This window comes from Stenotrophomonas nematodicola (genome assembly GCF_009467805.1).
Classification (GTDB): domain Bacteria; phylum Pseudomonadota; class Gammaproteobacteria; order Xanthomonadales; family Xanthomonadaceae; genus Stenotrophomonas; species Stenotrophomonas nematodicola.
The window spans coordinates 1047739-1065098 of the sequence record NZ_WIAY01000001.1; the positions used below are offsets into that span (position 1 = coordinate 1047739).

The following is a 17360-nucleotide window of genomic DNA, read 5'->3' on the forward strand; positions in this document are numbered from 1 at the left end:
TGGCCGCTATCCCTGCCGACCCACTCGACTCCGAGCGTACGCCTCATGCCGGCACTGTTGCAGGGCGCTTTCGACAGCGACCCCGGTGATGCTTTGCCCCAGCGGATCCTGCTGGTGGAGAACTCGCGAACGTTCACCAGCATGCTGCGCGAAGCGATCGAGCAGCGCCTGGAGCTACCGGTGTCGGTGGCCACCAGCCTGGCCGAGGCGGGCCGGCTGCTGGACGAGGAACAGGGCTGGTTCCTGGTCCTGACCGGGCTGGTGCTCGCCGATGGCGACCGCGATGGAGTGGTGGAGTTCTTCCTGTCGCGCGGGCTGCCCACGGTGGTGGTCAGCGGCGTCTACGACGAAGACCTGCGCAAGCGTGTGCTGCAGCAGCAGATCATCGACTACGTGTTGAAGAACACGCCCGGCAGCATCGACTATCTCGTGTGGCTGGTGCAGCGGCTGGAGCGCAACCGGCGCATCGCCGCGCTGGTGGTGGACGACTCGCTATCGGCGCGGATGTACGCCGCCTCCCTGCTGCGCATGTACGGCCACGACGTATACGAGGCCGCCGACGGTGCCGAGGGACTGAAGGCGATCGAGGCGCATCCGGCGATCCGCCTGGCGGTGGTGGACCAGGAAATGCCTGGCATGGAAGGCGTGGAGTTCACCCGCCGCCTGCGCACGCTGCGCTCGCGCGACAAGGTCGCGGTGATCGGCATTTCCGGCAACACCGATCCGTCGCTGATTCCACGCTTCCTCAAGAACGGCGCCAATGACTTCCTGCGCAAGCCATTTTCGCGCGAGGAGTTCTTCTGCCGCGTCTCGCAGAACGTGGACCAGCTGGAGCTGATCGGCACCCTGCAGGACCTGGCCACGCGCGATTTCCTCACCGGGCTGCCCAACCGCCGCTGCTTCCTGGAACAGAGCCAGCGCCAGCTGCCGCAACTGCACCTGGACGGCGAACAGGTGGCGGTGGCGATGATCGACATCGACCATTTCAAGCACATCAACGACACCCACGGCCACGAGGCCGGCGACGATGCGCTGCGTGCGGTGGCCGCTGCGGTCGCCGCCCACGCGCGCGACCAGGACCTGATCGCGCGGTTCGGCGGGGAGGAGTTCTGCCTGCTCGTGCCGGGGCTGGACCAGGAGGCGGCTTTGACCTACTTCGAGCGCCTGCGCCAGGCGATCGCCGCGCTGGAAGTGAACCTGGGCGAGACGACCCTGCGCATGACCGTCAGCATCGGGCTGTGCTGCCTGCGCCCGCAGCACGATTCGCTGCACCGGCTGATCTCCGAAGCCGATCGCCAGCTCTACCTGGCCAAGGCCGGCGGCCGCAACCGGGTCAACTGCACCACGGTCGCGACCAGTGCCGGCGCCCGCGCGTGCGAACCCGCGCTGGCGCCTTGATCGAGATCAACGCGGCCTGGCCGCGTCGTGCCTAGAGTCGTGCCCAGTTGAAAAGCACAGGGAACGCATCATGGCACTTCTGGTCTGGCAGGACGATCTCAACATCGGGATCGAGGTCATCGACCACCAGCACATGCGCATCGTGGAGATGCTCAACCACCTGCATGTCGCGCAGAAGAGCCTGGAGCGACTGGCCGTCGCCGAGGTGATCGACGAGCTGGTGGACTACACCATGTCGCACTTCGCTTTCGAGGAAGAGCTGATGGAGGAAGCCGGCTATCCGTTCTGCGCCGCGCACAAGCGCGTGCACGAGATCTTCGGCAAGCGGGTGGCCGAGTACCGGCTGCGTTTCCAGGCCGGCGAGGACATCACCGATGAACTGCGCACAATGCTGTCGCGCTGGCTGTTCAACCACATCCGTGGCGACGACAAGGCCTATGCGCCGCAGGTCAAGCAGCACCTCAACCAGTTCGCCCGCGAGCACCAGCAGGGCAGTTGGCTGGGCCGCACGCTCAAGCGCTTCTTCGGCTGATCAGCGCGCCCGCCGGCCCATCGCCAGCAGCGCGACGATGGTGACCAGCGCGGTGAGGCAGAGGTAGTAGCCCACCGCGACCAGGCCGAAGCGTTCGGCCAGCCAGGTGGCCACGTACGGCGCGGGTGCAGCGCCCAGAATGCCGGCCAGGTTGAACGACAACGACGCGCCGGTGTAGCGCACCTGCACCGGGTAGATTTCAGCCAGGAAGGTGCCGCAGGGGCCGTAGGTCAGCCCCATCAGGAACAGGCCCAGCGACAGGAAGACGAGCACCATCCACGGGCTGCCGGCCTGGAACAGCGGCGCGAACAACACGCCGAACGCCAGAATCAGGCCGCTGGCAACGATCATCGTCCGGCGCGTGCCCCAGCGGTCGCCGTAGCGCGCGGACAACGGGATGCCGGCGGCGAAGAACAGGATGCCGGCCATCTGCAGCAGCAGGAAATCCTCGCGTGCATAGTGCAGCACGGTCGTGCCGTAGCCGAGGGTGAACACGGTCATCAGGTAGAACAGCACGAAGGTGGCGAACGCGCCCAGCGTGCCCAGCAGCAGGGTCATCGGATGCGCGGAGATGACCGTCCACATCGGCAGGCGCACCCGTTCGTTGCGGTCCAGTGCGGCCTGGAACTGCGGCGTCTCGTGGATGTTCAGGCGCACCCACAGCCCGACCGCGACCAGCAGCGAACTGGCCAGGAATGGCACGCGCCAGCCCCACTGCAGGAAGTCGGCATCGCTCATCGCGCGTCCGAGCAGCAGGAATACGCCGGCCGACAGCAGGAAGCCCAGCGGCGCGCCCAGCTGCGGAAACATGCCGTACCAGGCGCGCTTGCCAGGCGGCGCGTTCTCGGTCGCCAGCAGTACTGCCCCGCCCCACTCTCCGCCCAGCCCGAGGCCCTGGCCGAACCGGCACAGTGCCAGCAGCGCGGGCGCCCACAGGCCGATGCTGGCATGCGTGGGCAGCACACCGATCAGTACCGTGGATACGCCCATCGTGAGCAGCGCGGCGACCAGCGTGGCCTTGCGCCCGATGCGGTCGCCGTAGTGGCCGAACACCGCCGAGCCGACCGGCCGCGCGATGAACGCCACCGCGAAGGTCGCCAGCGACTGCAGCAGGGCCGCACCATCGCTGCTGTCGGGGAAGAACAGGTGCGGAAACACCAGCACCGCCGCCGTGGCGTAGATGTAGAAATCGAAGAACTCGATGGTGGTGCCGATCAGGCTGGCCAGCAGCACACGGCGGGGCGAATTGACGGCAGGCGCGGCAGGAGTCGACATCGGACACACGAAAAGGGGCAGCTGCCGGATTCTGCCACGCCCGTTGCCTGCGGCGGGACGATGGTTGCAGACGTGACTGTCCGCCGCCGGCGCCCGCCGCGGCGGTTCACGCGCCCAGATGGATCCAGGTGGCTTTCAGCTCGGTGTACTTGTCGAAGGCATGCAGGGATTTGTCGCGGCCGATGCCGGACTGTTTGTAGCCACCGAACGGCGCGGTCATGTCGCCACCGTCCCATTGGTTGACCCAGACGCTGCCGGCACGCAGGCCGCGCGCCACGCGATGCGCGCGGCCGAGGTCGCGCGTCCAGACACCTGCGGCCAGGCCATACACCGAATCGTTGGCCAGGCGCAGCGCATCCTCCTCATGATCGAAGGGAATCACCGCGAGCACGGGACCGAAGATCTCCTCGCGGGCGATGGCGTGCTGCGGGTCGACCTCATCGAACACGGTGGGCTCCACATAGCTGCCGCCTGCCACCACCTCCACCCGCCGACCGCCAAGCAGCAGGCGGGCGCCCTCGGCCTCCCCCCGCGCCACGTGGTCGAGCACGCGGTCGGCGTGGGCATCATCGACCAGCGCGCCCATCGCGGCGTCCGGCTCGAACGGATGCTGCGGCTGCATGTGCCGCCCGTAGGCGAGCACGCGCGCCACGAACGCATCCTTGATCGAGCGCTGGACCAGCAGGCGCGAGCCGGCCGTGCACACTTCGCCCTGGTTGTAGAAGATCGCGGTGGCCGCGGCCTGCGCCGCTGTGTCCAGGTCCGGTGCGTCGGCGAACACCAGATTCGGGCTCTTGCCGCCACATTCCAGCCATGTCCGCTTGAGGTTGGACTGGCCGGCGCACTGCAGCAGCCGCCGGCCGACTGCCGTAGAGCCGGTAAACGCAAGCGCATCCACGTCCATGTGCAGCGCCAGGGGCTCACCGGTGCGCTGCCCGTGGCCGGGCAGCACGTTGAACACACCGTCAGGCACGCCCGCTTCGGCCGCCAGCGCCGCCAGCCGCAGCGCGCTCAGTGGCGAGCGCTCGGACGGCTTGAGCACCACCGAATTGCCGGCGGCCAGGGCCGGGGCGATCTTCCAGCAGGCCATCAGCAGCGGAAAGTTCCAGGGCACGATGGCCGCCACCACGCCGATCGGCTCACGGGTGATCAGCCCCAGCGTATCCAGCGGCGTGGGCGCTACCTCGCCGTAGACCTTGTCGACCGCCTCGGCGGTCCAGCGCAGGCAGCGCAGGACCCCCGCCAGGTCGCCCTGCCGCGCGTCGCGCACCGGCTTGCCCATGTCCAGGGTCTCCAGCAGCGCCAGTTCGTCCGCATCGCGTTCGACCAGCTCGGCCAGCCTCAGCAGCACCTGCTTGCGCTGCGCCGGGGCGGCCCGCGACCAATGGCCCGCTTCGAAGCTGCGACGGGCGGCGGCGACCGCACGGTCGACGTCGAGGTGGTCGGCATCGACCACCTGTGCCAGCACGCGTCCATCGATCGGGCTGATGCAGGCGTAGCGTGCACCGCTGGCGGCGTCGACGTAGCGCCCGTCGATGAAGGCCTGGTCGGGGATGTGCAGGCCCTCGGCCTGGCGCTGCCAGTCGGCGCGGGTGCGTGCGGCGGTCATGGACGCTCCTCGTTTGATCGGATGGGCTATCGCGGTTATACCTGCCGCCCTCACGGCACGCCGTGACGCGTCTGCGATAGAGTCGTGACCATCCAGACCCTGCGGAGCCGCCATGCCTCGTTCCGAATCGTCACTGAGCGCGCTGTCCCGGCAGATGCCGGCCGATCTCGACGCGTACTGGATGCCGTTCACCGCCAACCGCCAGTTCAAGGCGGCCCCCCGCCTGCTGGTGCGGGCCGAGGGCATGTACTACCACGATGTCGACGACCGCCCGATCCTGGATGGCGCCGCCGGACTGTGGTGCTGCAACGCCGGCCACGCGCGGCCACGCATCGTGCAGGCGATCCAGCAGCAGGCAGCGACGCTGGACTTCGCGCCGCCCTTCCAGATGGGCTCGCCCCTGCCGTTCGTGCTGGCCCAGCGCCTGGCCGCGCTGGCGCCGGCGACGTTGAATCATGCGTTTTTCACCAACTCCGGCTCCGAAGCGGTCGACACCGCGATGAAGATCGCGCTGGCCTACCATCGCCTGCGGGGCGACGGGCAGCGCACCCGCTTCATCGGCCGTGAGAAGGCCTACCACGGCGTCGGCTTTGGCGGTCTGTCGATCGGCGGCCTGCCCAACAACCGCAAGACCTTCGGCCCGCTGCTGGCCGGCAGCGATTTCCTGCGCCATACCCTGGACCTGGAGCGCAATGCGTTCAGTCCCGGCCTGCCCCGGTATGGCGCCGAGCTGGCCGAGGACCTGGAGCGGCTGATCGCCCTGCACGACGCGTCCACCATCGCGGCGGTCTTTGTCGAGCCGATTGCCGGCTCGGCCGGCGTGATCCTGCCAGCCCCGGGCTATCTGCAGCGACTGCGCGAAATCTGTGACCAGCACGGGATCCTGCTGGTGTTCGATGAGGTCATCACCGGTTTCGGCCGGGTCGGCAACGCCTTCGCCGCGCAGCGGTTCGGGGTCACCCCGGACCTGCTGACGATGGCCAAGGGCCTGACCAACGGCAGCGTGCCGATGGGCGCGGTGCTGGCCAGCGACGCGATCCATGCGGCCTTCATGCAGGGTCCGCCGGGAGCGATCGAGTTCTTCCACGGCTATACCTATTCCGGTCACCCCCTGGCCTGCGCCGCCGCACTGGCGGCGCTGGACACGTATGCGGAGGAACACCTGTTCCAGCGTGCCATCGAACTGGGCGAGTACTGGCAGACCCGCCTGCACGGATTGCGCGGCCTGCCCCACGTGATCGACATCCGCACGTTCGGTCTGATCGGCGCCGTCGAACTGGCGCCGCGCAAGGACGCGCCGGGCAGCCGCGGCTATGACGTGTTCGAGCGCTGCTTCCGCGACGGGCAGCTGCTGGTGCGCTGCACCGGCGATGTGATCGCCCTGTCGCCCCCCCTGATCATCGACAAGACGCAGATCGACCGGATCGTGGACATCCTGGGAGAGGTGATCCGCGCCACCCGGTGATGTCAAGCCCGACGCGGTTCATGTCGATCAGGGTGCCGGCGGGCGACCGGCACTACAATGGTCGGTCACGTTTGGCTCGCGTATCGGATTGCATGGACATTGTCGTCAAAGAAGAACTCAAGGCCTACATCGACCCACTGACCGCGGACGAGCACGACGCGCTGGAGCGCAGCATCCTGGCCGAGGGCTGCCGCGATGCGCTGGTGCTGTGGGGCGATGTGCTGGTGGACGGCCACAACCGCTACGGCATCTGCCGCAAGCACAACCTCCCGTTCCAGACCGTGCAGAACACGCGCTTCCAGTCGATGGACGATGTGCACCTGTGGATGATCGAGCAGCACCTGGGCCGCCGCAGCGTCTCGGATTTCCAGCGCGGCGTGCTGGCCCTGCGCAAACGCGACATCCTGGCCGAGCGCCATCGCCTGGAACAGGCGCAGCTGCAGAAGGAAAGCGATGGCACGGCCACCGCCGACGCGGCTGCCGACGATGCCGACAGCCCGCCGTGGGCGCCGGCACCGAAGGTGAGCCGGGCCGAGATGGCCCGCGAAGCGCGCCTGAGCAACAGCCAGGTCACGATGATCGAGCGCATCCACAAGCAGGCCGCGCCGGAACTGGTGGAAGCGGTGAAGACCGGCGTGATCTCGATCAGCGCCGCCGCCGCGGTGGCGGCGCTGCCTGAAGACGAGCAGCGCGCGGCGGCTGCGGCGGGCAAGGATGAGCTGAAGCAGGCCGCCAAGCGCGTGCGCGACGCCAAGCGCAAGCCGCGCAAGCCAGCGCAGGAGGTGCTGCACAGTGCGGACGAAGACGCCGAGGTCGACCCGAGCCGCGCCGCCGAAATCGCCGATGCGCTCACCGCCTTGGGCGAAGGCCCGGCCGAGCTGCGCCAGCGGGTGATCGCGCTGACGCTGGAAAATGACACCCTGCGCCAGCAGCTGGCGGCGTTGCGCCGGCAGCAGGCCGAGGCCTGAGGTTCATCGCATTGCCGGCCAACGGCCGGCATCGCGGTGGAGTGCGGTCCCCGGGCGGGTGCGGTTCATTGGTCCGCACGCCCGGCGTTTCGGCAGGGAACGCCCTGCCGTTGGGTAGACTGCCGGGATGAAGCCCCTTTCGACCCCCGACCCGCGCCGACGCCAGTTGCGTCGCCTCAAACTGATCGCGCTGGCGATGCTGCTGGCCATGCTGGCCGGCTTCGTGCTCAGCCACTGGATGGGCGAGCGAGGCGTCTGGGCGTGGGTTGGCGCGTTCTGCGAAGCCGCCGCCGTGGGTGCGCTGGCGGACTGGTTTGCGGTGGTGGCCCTGTTCCGCCGCCCGCTGGGCCTGCCGATCCCGCATACGGCCATCATTCCGCACAGCAAAGACCGTATCGCCGACAGCCTGGCGGTGTTCGTGCGCGACCAATTCCTGGAACCCCAGGCGCTGCTGGCGCGGCTGCAGGTGTTCGACCCGGCCAGCCGGCTGGGCAGTTGGCTGGCCGAGCCTGCGCGGGCGCGGATGCTGGCCGACATGGCGCGCGGCTGGGCGCTGCAGGCGCTGGATTTCCTTGACGAGGCGGCGGTCCGGCGCAGCATCCAGGCCTTCGTGATCCAGCAGTTGCGGCAATGGAACGCGGCTGCCACGGCCGGCGAGCTGCTGGGCCTGCTAACCGCCGACAACCGGCACCAGCGGGTGCTGGACGAGGGCCTGACCCGGGTCGGCGACTGGCTGGGCAACGAAGCGGTCAAGCAGCGCGCGTCGGCGCTGATCGTGCGCTACATCCAGCGCGAGTGGCCCAAGCTGGCCAGCACGGTCAACTGGGTCAAACCCATCGATGAAATCGGCGACAGCCTGGCCGAACGGCTCGCGCATGCGGTGCTGGCCGAACTGCAGCAGATCCTGGCACAGCCGGAGCATCCGCTGCGGCGCGATTACGAAATGTGGCTGGGCCAGTACATCCAGCGCCTGCGCAGCGATCCGGCGCTGGCGGCCCGGGTCGAGGACCTCAAGCAGCAGATGATCGACCACCCTGCCGTACAGGACTATGTGCAGGGCCTGTGGGCGCGCATCCATGCCAGCCTGCGCGAGGACCTGGCCAGCGAGGACTCGGCGCTGGCCGGCCACCTGCGCCGCAGCCTGGCCGCGGTCGGACAATCGCTGCAGGACGATCCGGCCCTGCGCGAGGCGCTCAACCAGCACCTGATGGACGGCGCCGAACGTCTCACCAGCCGCCTGCGCGAGGGCGTCACCCAGCACATCGCGCAGACAGTCAAAGGCTGGGACGAACGCCACCTGGTGGAACAGCTGGAACTGAGCGTCGGCCGCGACCTGCAGTTCATCCGTTTCAACGGTACGTTGGTTGGCGGGCTGATCGGCCTGCTCCTGCACGCCCTGACCGTCTGGCTGCACTGGTAGAGAACGGCGTACTTGACGCTTTGACCGGGTGTTTTTGTGCCGCAGCTCACGTATTCTGCGGCGCATTCGGGGCCGGAGTGGCCTGCCTGGGGGGATCCATGCGCAACACCATCGTGCTGCTGGCGCTGTGCGCGCTGGCGGGCAACGCCGAGGCCGGGCGCATCTACAAATGCGCGGCCAACGGACAGACCATCTACCAGTCGGTGCCCTGCCCGGCCGACCAGGACACCGGCGTGACGCGGCCGATCATCAAGGACCCCAAGCTCAGCTGGGAAGAGCGCAGCCGCGCGCAGCGCGAACTGTACGAGGCACGCCAACGCATGCAGGCCGACGCCGGGCGCACGGCTGCGCCGATCCGCGGCACGGTGATCGATGGGGCCGCCGATCCGGAGAAATGCGAGGAACTGCGCTTCCGCCGCGATCTGGCCGAAACCCTCAGCGGGCAGAAGGCTCCGCAGCGCGTCAACGACGCGGTACGCCAGGCCTGCGCCGCGCGCTGACCCGCCTCAACCAGCCACCGCACGTATCGCCGCCACCAGCGTCTCGATCTGCGCCGGCGGGGTGAATATCCCGGGCGTCACGCGCAGACAGGCGCCCGATGCCAGGCCGTCGCGCGGCACCACGAACACACCATGCCCGCCCAGCATGCGTTCGGCGGTAGCGGTGTTGGCCGCCATCGTGGTCTGACCGCGCAGGCGGAATGCGGCGATCGCGCTGGACAGACGCGGGTCCGGCGAGGCCAGCCGTTCGATGCGGTCGTCCCCGTGCAGCGCCTCCAGCCACTGATTGCGCAGCCGCAGCAGCCGCGCCCGCTTGTTGGCCACGCCGATCCGCGCGTGCAGGGCCAGCGCCGTGGGCAGGGCCAGGCATGCGGCGAAGTTGAGCGTGCCGGTGTGGACCCGCGCATCGATACGGCCGTCGTCATGCTCGCCCAGGTAGGGGGCCACATCGGCGATACGGTCGCGCCGGATGTACAACGCGCCCAACCCGACCGGCGCGCCGATCCACTTGTGCAGATTGATGCCGGCAAACGCCACGCCCAGCGCCGGGAGCACGGTATCGACCTGGCCGATGCCGTGCGCCGCATCCAGCACCACCTCCACCCCGGCGGCACTGGCGAGCGCGGCGATATCCGCCACGGGCAGCAGCATGCCGTTGCGGTGGTTGACGTGGGTCAACAGCAGCAGTCGCGTGCGCGGGTGCGCCGCCAGCGCCTGGCGATAGGTCTCCAGCACCGCCGCGTGGGTGAACGGCTCCGGCATGGCAATTGCTACGCTGCGCACCCCGCGTCGTTCGCCCAGCCACTGCATGGCGGTGATCATGCTGTCGTAGTCGATGTCGGCATGCATCACCGTGTCGCCCGGCGAGAGCCGGCGGTACCCGGCGATCAGCACCTGCATGGCCTCGGTCGCACCGCGCGTGATCGCGATTTCGTCGGGGTCCACGCCGAGCATCCCCGCCACCTGCGCGCGTGCCTGCTCCAGCAGCGGCGGAAATGCCCGCCGACCGAACCAGGCGTTGCCTGCATTCACCCGCGCCGTCCAGTCCTGGCAGGCCTGCAGCACCGGCCGCGCCATCGCGCCCCAGTAGCCGTTGTCGAGCATCACCACCGCATCGTCCAGGTCGTACAGCGCCTGTACCCGCTGCCACCACCGGTCATCGGCGGCAAGGTCGTCGGGCGTACGCCCGTTCGGGTCCGGCACGTCGGCACGGTCAAGCCATTCGCAAGCGTCCATCATCACAGTATCGCAGCGTCACCATCGAACGGACTGATGACGCTTGTCGAACGTAATGATAATGACTATCATTCAAGCATTAGTTGTATGCCCAGCCCCACCCGGCCAGTGCCGCGCGATGTGCACCGGCTCGCTTCGCCCCGTGTACTGCCCCACGCCATCCGCGTCCGTCCCCGGGTGTGCCGCCAACGGCAGTGTCCCCGTGACCGGCAGCGGGCAGACGGGCGGAGGCAGGCGTGCCTGCGCCATCTCGTTGCCGGGTGGGCGGAACCGCGCAGTGTGCGGCTGACCCTGCGCTGGATGCTGCCACCGCGGCATTGGATGCGGACCTGCCGGCCACGCGCCGGCACGGCGCCGCCCCGGCCACGGACGGCCACCTTTACCTGTCACCGGCTGCGGCTGGTGATGCCCGTTGTTCGACTCGCTATTGCAGGTTTCCGTGAACAGCACGCCCAACGCCAGCTGGCATACCCGTTTCACCGCCGTGTTCGCCCGCCCCTGGCTGGGCGTGCTGTCGCGCTCGATGGCCGCGATCCTGGGCGGTTATGCGCTGGCAGCGACCTGCGCCATGTTCTTCGCCGTCGCGCTGCCGATCGCCCGCGACCAGGCGGTACTGACCGGCATGCTGGTCGCCATCGCGCTGTGCGCGTGTGCCGCCCTGTGGGCGTTCGCCACGCGCACCGCACTGCGCGCCTGGGTCGGCATCCTGATGCCCACCGCACTGTTCTGGCTGGGCACCGCTGTGATGAGGGCGGGCGCATGAAGAACGGATTCCGCCAATCAATGGCGTGGCTGCACACCTGGACCGGCCTGCTGGTCGGGTGGCTGCTGCTGCTGATCTTCATGGCCGGCACGGCCAGCTACTACCGCGAGGAAATCAGCCGCTGGATGCGCCCGGAGCTGCCGCGCAGCACGGTCGACGCCGATGTGGCGGCCGAGCGCGCGATCATCTTCCTGCAGCACAAGGCGCCCCAGGCCGAAAGCTGGAACGTGAGCCTGCCCGACCCGCGCAACCCCGCGATGCGGATGTTCTGGCGCAATCCCGAATCGATGGTCAAGCCGCCGGCGGAGGGCGAGAAGCGCCGCCGCCGCGGCGGCGGGCGTTTCGGCGACGCCACGGTGGACCCCAACAGTGGTCAGGAAGTGGCCGCGCGCGAGACCCGCGGGGGCGACTTTTTCTACCGCCTGCACTTTGACCTGCACTACATCCCGGTGCTGTGGGCGCGCTACCTCGTGGGCTTCTGCGCGATGTTCATGCTGGTGGCGATCATCACCGGGGTGATCACCCACAAGAAGATCTTCAAGGACTTCTTTACGTTCCGGAAGGACAAGGGCCTGCGTTCGTGGCTGGACTTCCACAACGTCAGCGCGGTGATGGCCCTGCCCTACCACGCGATGATCACCTACACGGGCATCGTGACACTGATGTTCATGTACCTGCCGTGGGGCGTGAGCGTGGCCTACCCCAAGGATGAGGACGCGTTCTTCAGCGAGGCGTTCGCGCGCCTGGCCGACATTGATACGCCGTCCGAGGGACGTGCTGTGGCACTGCCGATACAGCAGCTGCTGGACAGCGCGCGCGCCGAATGGAAGGGCGCCGACGTGGGCGGCTTCACCCTGTACCACCCGGGCGCGGCCAACGCGGTGATCGACATCCAGCAGCGCGACGGCAAGCGCCTTTCGGTGGATACGCCGTCGCTGCGCTACAACGCGGTGACCGGTGCGCTGCTCGAGGCCAGTCCGGCCGCCGGTGGCGCCACCCAGACCCGTGGCGTAATGTACGGCCTGCACCTGGCGCGTTTTGCCGACTGGGGCCTGCGCGCCCTGTTCTTCCTGTCCGGGCTGGTTGGCTGCCTGATGGTCGCCAGCGGCGTGGTGCTGTGGGCGGTCAAGGAACGGCCCAAGCATGCCAAGTCGGGGAAGATCGGCTTTGGTCTGCGCCTGGTGGATGCGCTCAATATCGGCGCGGTGGCCGGCCTGCCGATCGCTTTCGCGGCGTACTTCTGGGGCAACCGGCTGCTGCCGCTGCAGATGGCCGAACGGTCGACGGCCGAAGCCGACGTGTTCTTCTACGCGTGGGGCGCGGCGCTGCTGGCCGCGTTCATCTGGCCCAAGCGGATGATGTGGGCCTGGCAGCTGTACCTGGGCGCGGCGTTGTTCGCGCTGATCCCGGTGGTGAACGCGCTGACCACCCACGCGCACCTGGGCGTGACCCTGCGCAGCGGCGACTGGGTGCTGGCCGGGTTCGACCTCACCATGCTCGCCTTCGGCGCGATGCTCGCCTACTGCGGCCTGCGCATGCAGCGCTGGCAGCCGGCGCTGAGCGCGGCCGGAAAGAAGCGGCAGGCGGCGGCAAAGGCGCAGCAGCATGCCGGCGCGGAGGTGGGCGCATGATGCTGTTGGCGATCACCGTGAGCTTCTCGGCGTTCACTGCCCTGTCGCTGGCGATGGACAGGCACCAGGCGGACCTGCACGGCAAGGCCGCCGCTACGCCGACCCGCAGGCGCGCATGGCGCTGGCTGGGTTGGGCGTTGCTGGCGCTGTCGTTCGGCCTGTGTGTGGTGGACCACGGCTGGGCCGCCGGCCCGGTGCTGTGGCTCGGGGCGCTGACGATCAGCGGCATTCTGATCGCGTTCGGGCTGTACCCCTTCCGCCCCCGCTGGATCGCGCCGCTGGCGTGGGCGTTGCCGGCGGTCGGGCTGGCGGTGACGCTGTTCGCGCGCTGACGTGCAGACCGGCGCGATGCAGCGCTGCCCCTGTCGCCAGTGGCGGCTCGAAGACCACCTCGGGCTCCCGCCGTACTGGCAGGCCGCAATCGGCGGGTATGAGCGCGGTCATCGGCCCTTGGCGTAGGCGCAAGGCCGCCTTCTGATGGTGTGACGCGCACGGCGCGCGGCCGGAATCCGGTGCCGCCACCACAGGTCAGGGCACCAGCGAGAACACGTGGGCCGGTGCAGACTGGCCATCGATGACCAGCCGGTTGCGCGCCACGCTCTCGCGCAGCGCCCCGGACTTCACCGCCACCCGCTCGCTGGCCAGGTTGCCCACCGCCACGACAATCTCCACCCGCTGCATGCCCATGTGCGCGAACGCGTGGGTCGCCAGCGCGTGCACGACGCGCGTGGCGATGCCCTGGCCCTGGCGAGACTGCCGCACCCAGTACCCCAGATTGCAGAAGCGGTGATCGTGCCGGATGGCGTTGAGCCCGGCGCCGCCGACAAACGCGCCGGTATCCGGGTCGAACGCACCATACTCATGGGCGGTGGCCGCTGCGCGGCCGTCGCGGCAGGCCTGGAACCACTGCAGTGCCTGCTCGGCGCCGTAATCGGTGGAGCACCACGGCATCCAGCGCCGCATGCCCTCGGCCGATTCCCGCACCGCCGCGGCGAACGCGGCGGCATCGCCATCCTCGAACGGACGTAGCAGCAGTCCGTCGGCGAGAAGCTGGCTGTCGTCCATGTCAGCCCCTTGCCGTCACGCGCCGTAGCGGCGCAGTTCCCAGGCGCGGTGGATGCGCGGATTGCGCTCGAAATCATCGCCGATGGTCTCGGCGGAGATTTCCGTGCACTCGGCAAATTCCTTGATCGCTTCTTCGTCCAGCTTGAAGCGGCGGAAGTTGTTGGAGAAGTACAGCACGCCTTCCGGGCTCAACCGCGCCACGGCCGCCCGCAGCAGGCGCACGTGCTCGCGCTGGACGTCGAAGTCCTCGGCGCGGGCCGAGTTGGAGAAGGTCGGCGGATCGCAGAAGATCACGTCGAAGCGGTGCCGTTCGGCTTCCAGCCAGGCCAGCGCATCGGCCTGGATCAGCTGATGCTGACTGCCGCCCTTGCCGTTCAGCGCCAGGTTGTCGGCACACCATTGCAGGTAGGTGCCGGACAGGTCCACGCTGGTGGTCGACGCCGCTCCCGCGACCGCCGCCTGCACGCTGGCCACGCCGGTGTAGCAGAACAGGTTGAGGAAGCGCTTGCCGACCGCTTCCCGGGCCATGTGCCAGCGCAGCGGGCGGTGATCCAGGAACAGGCCGGTATCGAGGTAGTCGAACAGATTCACCCGCAGCAGTGCGTCATTCTCGCGGACCAGCACGAACTCACCGCGCTGTTCGAAGCGGCCGTATTTGCTGCCGCCCTTGCCGCGCTCGCGCGACTTCAGCGCGACCTGCTCGGCCGGCACCTGGAACACCTCGCGCGCGGCCGACAGCAGCTCGTTGCGGCGGCGGCGCACATCGACATCGGGAATCGTCGCCGGTGCCGCGTACTCCTGCACGTGCAGGAACGTGCGGCGCGCGCCGGCGTCTTCTTCGTAGACGTCAATCGCGGCCGCGTACTCGGGCAGGTCCGCGTCGTACACGCGGTAGCAGGTGATTGCCTCGCGGGCGCGCCAGTTCTTGAACTTCCTGATGTTCTTGCGCAAGCGGTTGGCCACCATCTGCGCGCCTTCGCTCAGCTCGCGCGGCTGGCCGGCGTTGTCGCGCTGCGGCACCGCGATCGGATCGCAGACGATCAGCGCGCATTCGATCGCCCCGTTGAACAGCTGGTACTTCTTGTTGGCGCGCAGGCCGGTGGCGAACGCCAGGTCGGCACTGCCACACAGCAGGCTGGCCCGCCACTGCGGCACCGCACGCTTGAGCGCATCGCCAAGTCGGCGATACAGCACCGCATCGGCGGCCAGCCGTTCGTCATACGGCGGGTTGCACACCACGCAGCCGGTTTCCTGCGGCGGCACCTGCATGTCGGCCACATCGCGCACGCCGAACCAGATCGCCTCGGCCACGCCGGCGGTCTCGGCATTTTCCCGGGCGGCACGGATCGCATGCGGATCGATGTCGCTGCCGTGGATCACCTGCTTGAGCGCGGCACGCCCGGCCGTCTCTCGAGCGCGCGCCTCGGCCATCATCGTGTTCCAGGCGTCGCGGTCGAAACCCAGCCAACGGCTGGGCGGAATGCTGCCGTGGCGCTGCAGGCCCGGGGCGACGTCGGCGGCCATCAGCGCGCCTTCGATCAGCAGCGTGCCGCTGCCGCACATCGGGTCGAGCAGGCCACCGCCTTCGGCGTGGATCTTGGGCCAGTTGGCGCGCATCAGCACGGCCGCGGCCAGGTTTTCCTTCAGCGGCGCTTCGTTCTGCGCCATGCGCCAGCCACGGCGGTGCATCGGGCCACCACCGAGGTCGATGGAGATGCTTGCCCGGCCCTTGCGCAGCGACAGATTGATGCGCACATCAGGGAACTCGGTGTTCACCGACGGCCGTTCCAGGCCCTTGGCGCGCAGGCTGTCGACCACGCCGTCCTTGACCCGCTGCGCGGCGAAGCGCGCATGGGTGATCTCGGTCCCGGACACGTGCGCGTCCACCGACAGGGTCAGCTCCGGGCTGATGTGCTGGTCCCACGCCATCGCCGACACGCCCTGGTACAGCGAGCCTTCGTCCGGGCAGTCGAACTCGGTCAGCGGCCACAGCACGCGGCTGGCCAGGCGCGACCACAGCACCACCTTCAGTGCCTGCGGCAGCTCGCCTTCGGCGTTGACGCCGGCGATGGTGGCGGTGGCCTTGTCCAGGCCGAGCGCCAGCAGTTCGTCGGCGAGCAGGTACTCCAGGCCCTTGGCGCAGGAAACAAAGAATTTCACGGAATCGGTATCGCAGGTCAGCGGAAAGGAGGTGCCCACCGGGCACGGCAAGCGACCCGGCGCGACGCCGGGACGGCCATTGTACGGTAGAGCCGGGCTCTGCCCGGCTGGCGGGGGCGTGTGGCGTGGGGGGTGCCGGGCGCTGGCCGGCTCCCCCCTCACCCCAGCGACTGCAGCAGGTCCTCGAACGCCCGGGCCGAGGCCTCGACGTGATTGTTCAGCCGGTGCCCGTCGTCCACCAGCAGCAGGCGCGCCGAACGGGCCTGCGCCCAGGCGATGACCTGTGCCGGCGGAATCAGTTCATCGTGCCAGGCGTGCACCACGCTGGTCGGCACCGGGGCGGCATCCAGCGCCGGCATCGGTCCCATCGTGGTCGGCGGCACCATCAGGAACAGACCACGGGTGGGCACCTGCAGCGAGGCAATGGCCGAGATGTAGGCGCCCAGGCTGGAACCGGCCAGCACCACCGGGCCACGTGCGGCAGCCGCCGCGGCCAGGCCGGCCAGGCGCTGCAGGCGGGCGCGGACGTCGCCGACGCTGCTTACCGCGCGCATCGCGTCCAGATCGGTGTAGTCGGGGCGTTCGTGCGTCCAGCCGAGCCGCTGGGCGACCTCGGCCAGCGCGGTCACCTTGGTGGCGTCCGGGCCGCTTTCGAACCCGTGGGAAAGGATGCAGTGGCCGCGGCTCATGCACGCGTCCTGTGGGAGTGGATATGAGCGTTCATGACGGAATGCTAGCATCGCGCCATGCCCGGCCGCGCACCGCCCCCGATCGACCTTCAGCCCCTGCCCTACGTGGCACGGCTGGGCGCGCGCGCGCCGGCCGACATCGATCTGGTGGTCATCCACTGCACCGAGCTGCCCGACCTGGCGATGGCCCGCCAGTACGGTGAGCGCGTGCTGTACGACAGCGGCAGCGGCAACAGCGGGCACTACTACATCGACCGCGATGGCCGCATCGTCCAGTACGTGGCGTTGGACCGCATCGCCCACCATGTCAGCGGCTACAACCCGCGCTCGGTCGGCATCGAGCTGGTCAACACCGGCCGCTACCCGCACTGGCTGGATTCACGCCACCAGGCGATGGACGAGCCGTACACCGAGGCGCAGCTCGCCGCGCTGATCGACCTGCTGCAGCACCTGTGCGACACGCTGCCCGGGCTGCGGCACATCGCCGGTCACGAATGGCTGGATACCCGCGAGGAAGTGGCCAGCGACGACCCCGAGCGGCGCGTGCCGCGCAAGCGCGATCCCGGGCCGCTGTTCCCGTGGCCGCGCGTGTTGGCGGCGGTGCCGCTGCAACCGTTGGATGCGCACCGCCCCTGACCCGGGAGGTGTT

16 protein-coding genes are annotated in these 17360 nt (G+C 69.1%); 10 read left to right on the forward strand and 6 right to left on the reverse strand.

Annotation, left to right across the window (positions count from 1 at the left end; genetic code table 11):
- The first annotated feature begins 45 nt into the window (after positions 1 to 45).
- Together GDJ08_RS04955 and GDJ08_RS04960 are read left to right on the forward strand one after the other, a co-directional pair.
- The gene (locus GDJ08_RS04955) at positions 46 to 1398 is read left to right on the forward strand and encodes a GGDEF domain-containing response regulator (protein ID WP_153164393.1); all 1353 of its coding nucleotides are present in this window, start codon (positions 46 to 48) and stop codon (positions 1396 to 1398) included.
- Positions 1399 to 1468: 70 nt separating this feature from the next.
- Positions 1469 to 1930 (forward strand): bacteriohemerythrin, encoded by a 462-nt coding sequence (locus GDJ08_RS04960; RefSeq protein WP_017357064.1) that lies wholly within the window; start codon positions 1469 to 1471, stop codon positions 1928 to 1930.
- Here the strand turns inward: GDJ08_RS04960 and GDJ08_RS04965 are convergent, their stop codons facing one another.
- Entirely contained in the window at positions 1931 to 3205 is a 1275-nt protein-coding gene (locus GDJ08_RS04965; protein WP_017357063.1) for an MFS transporter, read from the reverse strand.
- Between the two features lie 106 nt (positions 3206 to 3311).
- Positions 3312 to 4814, reverse strand: coding sequence for an aldehyde dehydrogenase (locus tag GDJ08_RS04970; protein WP_017357062.1), 1503 nt, complete (start codon positions 4812 to 4814; stop codon positions 3312 to 3314).
- 112 nt (positions 4815 to 4926) lie between these two features.
- On the opposite strand from GDJ08_RS04970, the gene aptA reads away from it, so the two are divergent.
- From aptA to GDJ08_RS04990, 4 genes are all read left to right on the forward strand, one after another.
- Positions 4927 to 6279: an omega-aminotransferase AptA gene (gene aptA, locus GDJ08_RS04975; protein ID WP_153164394.1), complete on the forward strand. Its 1353-nt coding sequence runs from the start codon at positions 4927 to 4929 to the stop codon at positions 6277 to 6279.
- Positions 6280 to 6371: 92 nt separating this feature from the next.
- Positions 6372 to 7247 (forward strand): ParB N-terminal domain-containing protein, encoded by an 876-nt coding sequence (locus tag GDJ08_RS04980; protein WP_153164395.1) that lies wholly within the window; start codon positions 6372 to 6374, stop codon positions 7245 to 7247.
- Positions 7248 to 7374: 127 nt separating this feature from the next.
- Positions 7375 to 8667 (forward strand): DUF445 domain-containing protein, encoded by a 1293-nt coding sequence (locus GDJ08_RS04985; RefSeq protein ID WP_153164396.1) that lies wholly within the window; start codon positions 7375 to 7377, stop codon positions 8665 to 8667.
- A 98-nt stretch (positions 8668 to 8765) separates the two neighbouring features.
- Positions 8766 to 9167 carry a DUF4124 domain-containing protein gene (locus tag GDJ08_RS04990; RefSeq protein ID WP_017357058.1) on the forward strand — a complete coding sequence of 134 codons (402 nt, stop codon included), beginning with the start codon at positions 8766 to 8768 and terminating at the stop codon, positions 9165 to 9167.
- Between the two features lie 6 nt (positions 9168 to 9173).
- On the opposite strand, the gene GDJ08_RS04995 is transcribed toward GDJ08_RS04990, so the two are convergent.
- A complete protein-coding gene (locus tag GDJ08_RS04995; protein ID WP_153164623.1) occupies positions 9174 to 10403 on the reverse strand; it encodes an aminotransferase class V-fold PLP-dependent enzyme in 1230 nt (409 codons plus the stop codon).
- Between the two features lie 439 nt (positions 10404 to 10842).
- Between GDJ08_RS04995 and GDJ08_RS05000 the strand changes: the two genes are divergently transcribed.
- The 3 genes from GDJ08_RS05000 to GDJ08_RS05010 are packed head-to-tail and all read left to right on the forward strand — an operon-like array spanning position 10843 to position 13129.
- Positions 10843 to 11166, forward strand: a complete 324-nt coding sequence (locus GDJ08_RS05000; RefSeq protein ID WP_206147288.1) for a DUF3649 domain-containing protein — start codon at positions 10843 to 10845, stop codon at positions 11164 to 11166.
- Positions 11163 to 12797 (forward strand): PepSY-associated TM helix domain-containing protein, encoded by a 1635-nt coding sequence (locus GDJ08_RS05005; RefSeq protein WP_153164398.1) that lies wholly within the window; start codon positions 11163 to 11165, stop codon positions 12795 to 12797. Before GDJ08_RS05000 ends, GDJ08_RS05005 begins: the two co-directional genes overlap by 4 nt.
- Positions 12794 to 13129: a DUF3325 domain-containing protein gene (locus GDJ08_RS05010; protein WP_153164399.1), complete on the forward strand. Its 336-nt coding sequence runs from the start codon at positions 12794 to 12796 to the stop codon at positions 13127 to 13129. Before GDJ08_RS05005 ends, GDJ08_RS05010 begins: the two co-directional genes overlap by 4 nt.
- A gap of 196 nt (positions 13130 to 13325) precedes the next feature.
- Here GDJ08_RS05010 and GDJ08_RS05015 read toward each other — a convergent pair whose 3' ends face one another.
- The 3 genes from GDJ08_RS05015 to GDJ08_RS05025 form a co-directional block, all read right to left on the reverse strand.
- On the reverse strand, positions 13326 to 13862 hold the full coding sequence (locus GDJ08_RS05015; RefSeq protein WP_136004196.1) for a GNAT family N-acetyltransferase: 537 nt from the start codon (positions 13860 to 13862) through the stop codon (positions 13326 to 13328).
- Between the two features lie 15 nt (positions 13863 to 13877).
- Positions 13878 to 16022 carry a bifunctional 23S rRNA (guanine(2069)-N(7))-methyltransferase RlmK/23S rRNA (guanine(2445)-N(2))-methyltransferase RlmL gene (gene rlmKL / locus GDJ08_RS05020; RefSeq protein ID WP_026071020.1) on the reverse strand — a complete coding sequence of 715 codons (2145 nt, stop codon included), beginning with the start codon at positions 16020 to 16022 and terminating at the stop codon, positions 13878 to 13880.
- Positions 16023 to 16180: 158 nt separating this feature from the next.
- Positions 16181 to 16711 (reverse strand): alpha/beta hydrolase, encoded by a 531-nt coding sequence (locus GDJ08_RS05025; RefSeq protein WP_153164400.1) that lies wholly within the window; start codon positions 16709 to 16711, stop codon positions 16181 to 16183.
- 57 nt (positions 16712 to 16768) lie between these two features.
- On the opposite strand from GDJ08_RS05025, the gene GDJ08_RS05030 reads away from it, so the two are divergent.
- Positions 16769 to 17347 carry an N-acetylmuramoyl-L-alanine amidase gene (locus tag GDJ08_RS05030; protein ID WP_017357555.1) on the forward strand — a complete coding sequence of 193 codons (579 nt, stop codon included), beginning with the start codon at positions 16769 to 16771 and terminating at the stop codon, positions 17345 to 17347.
- Positions 17348 to 17360 lie beyond the last annotated feature (13 nt).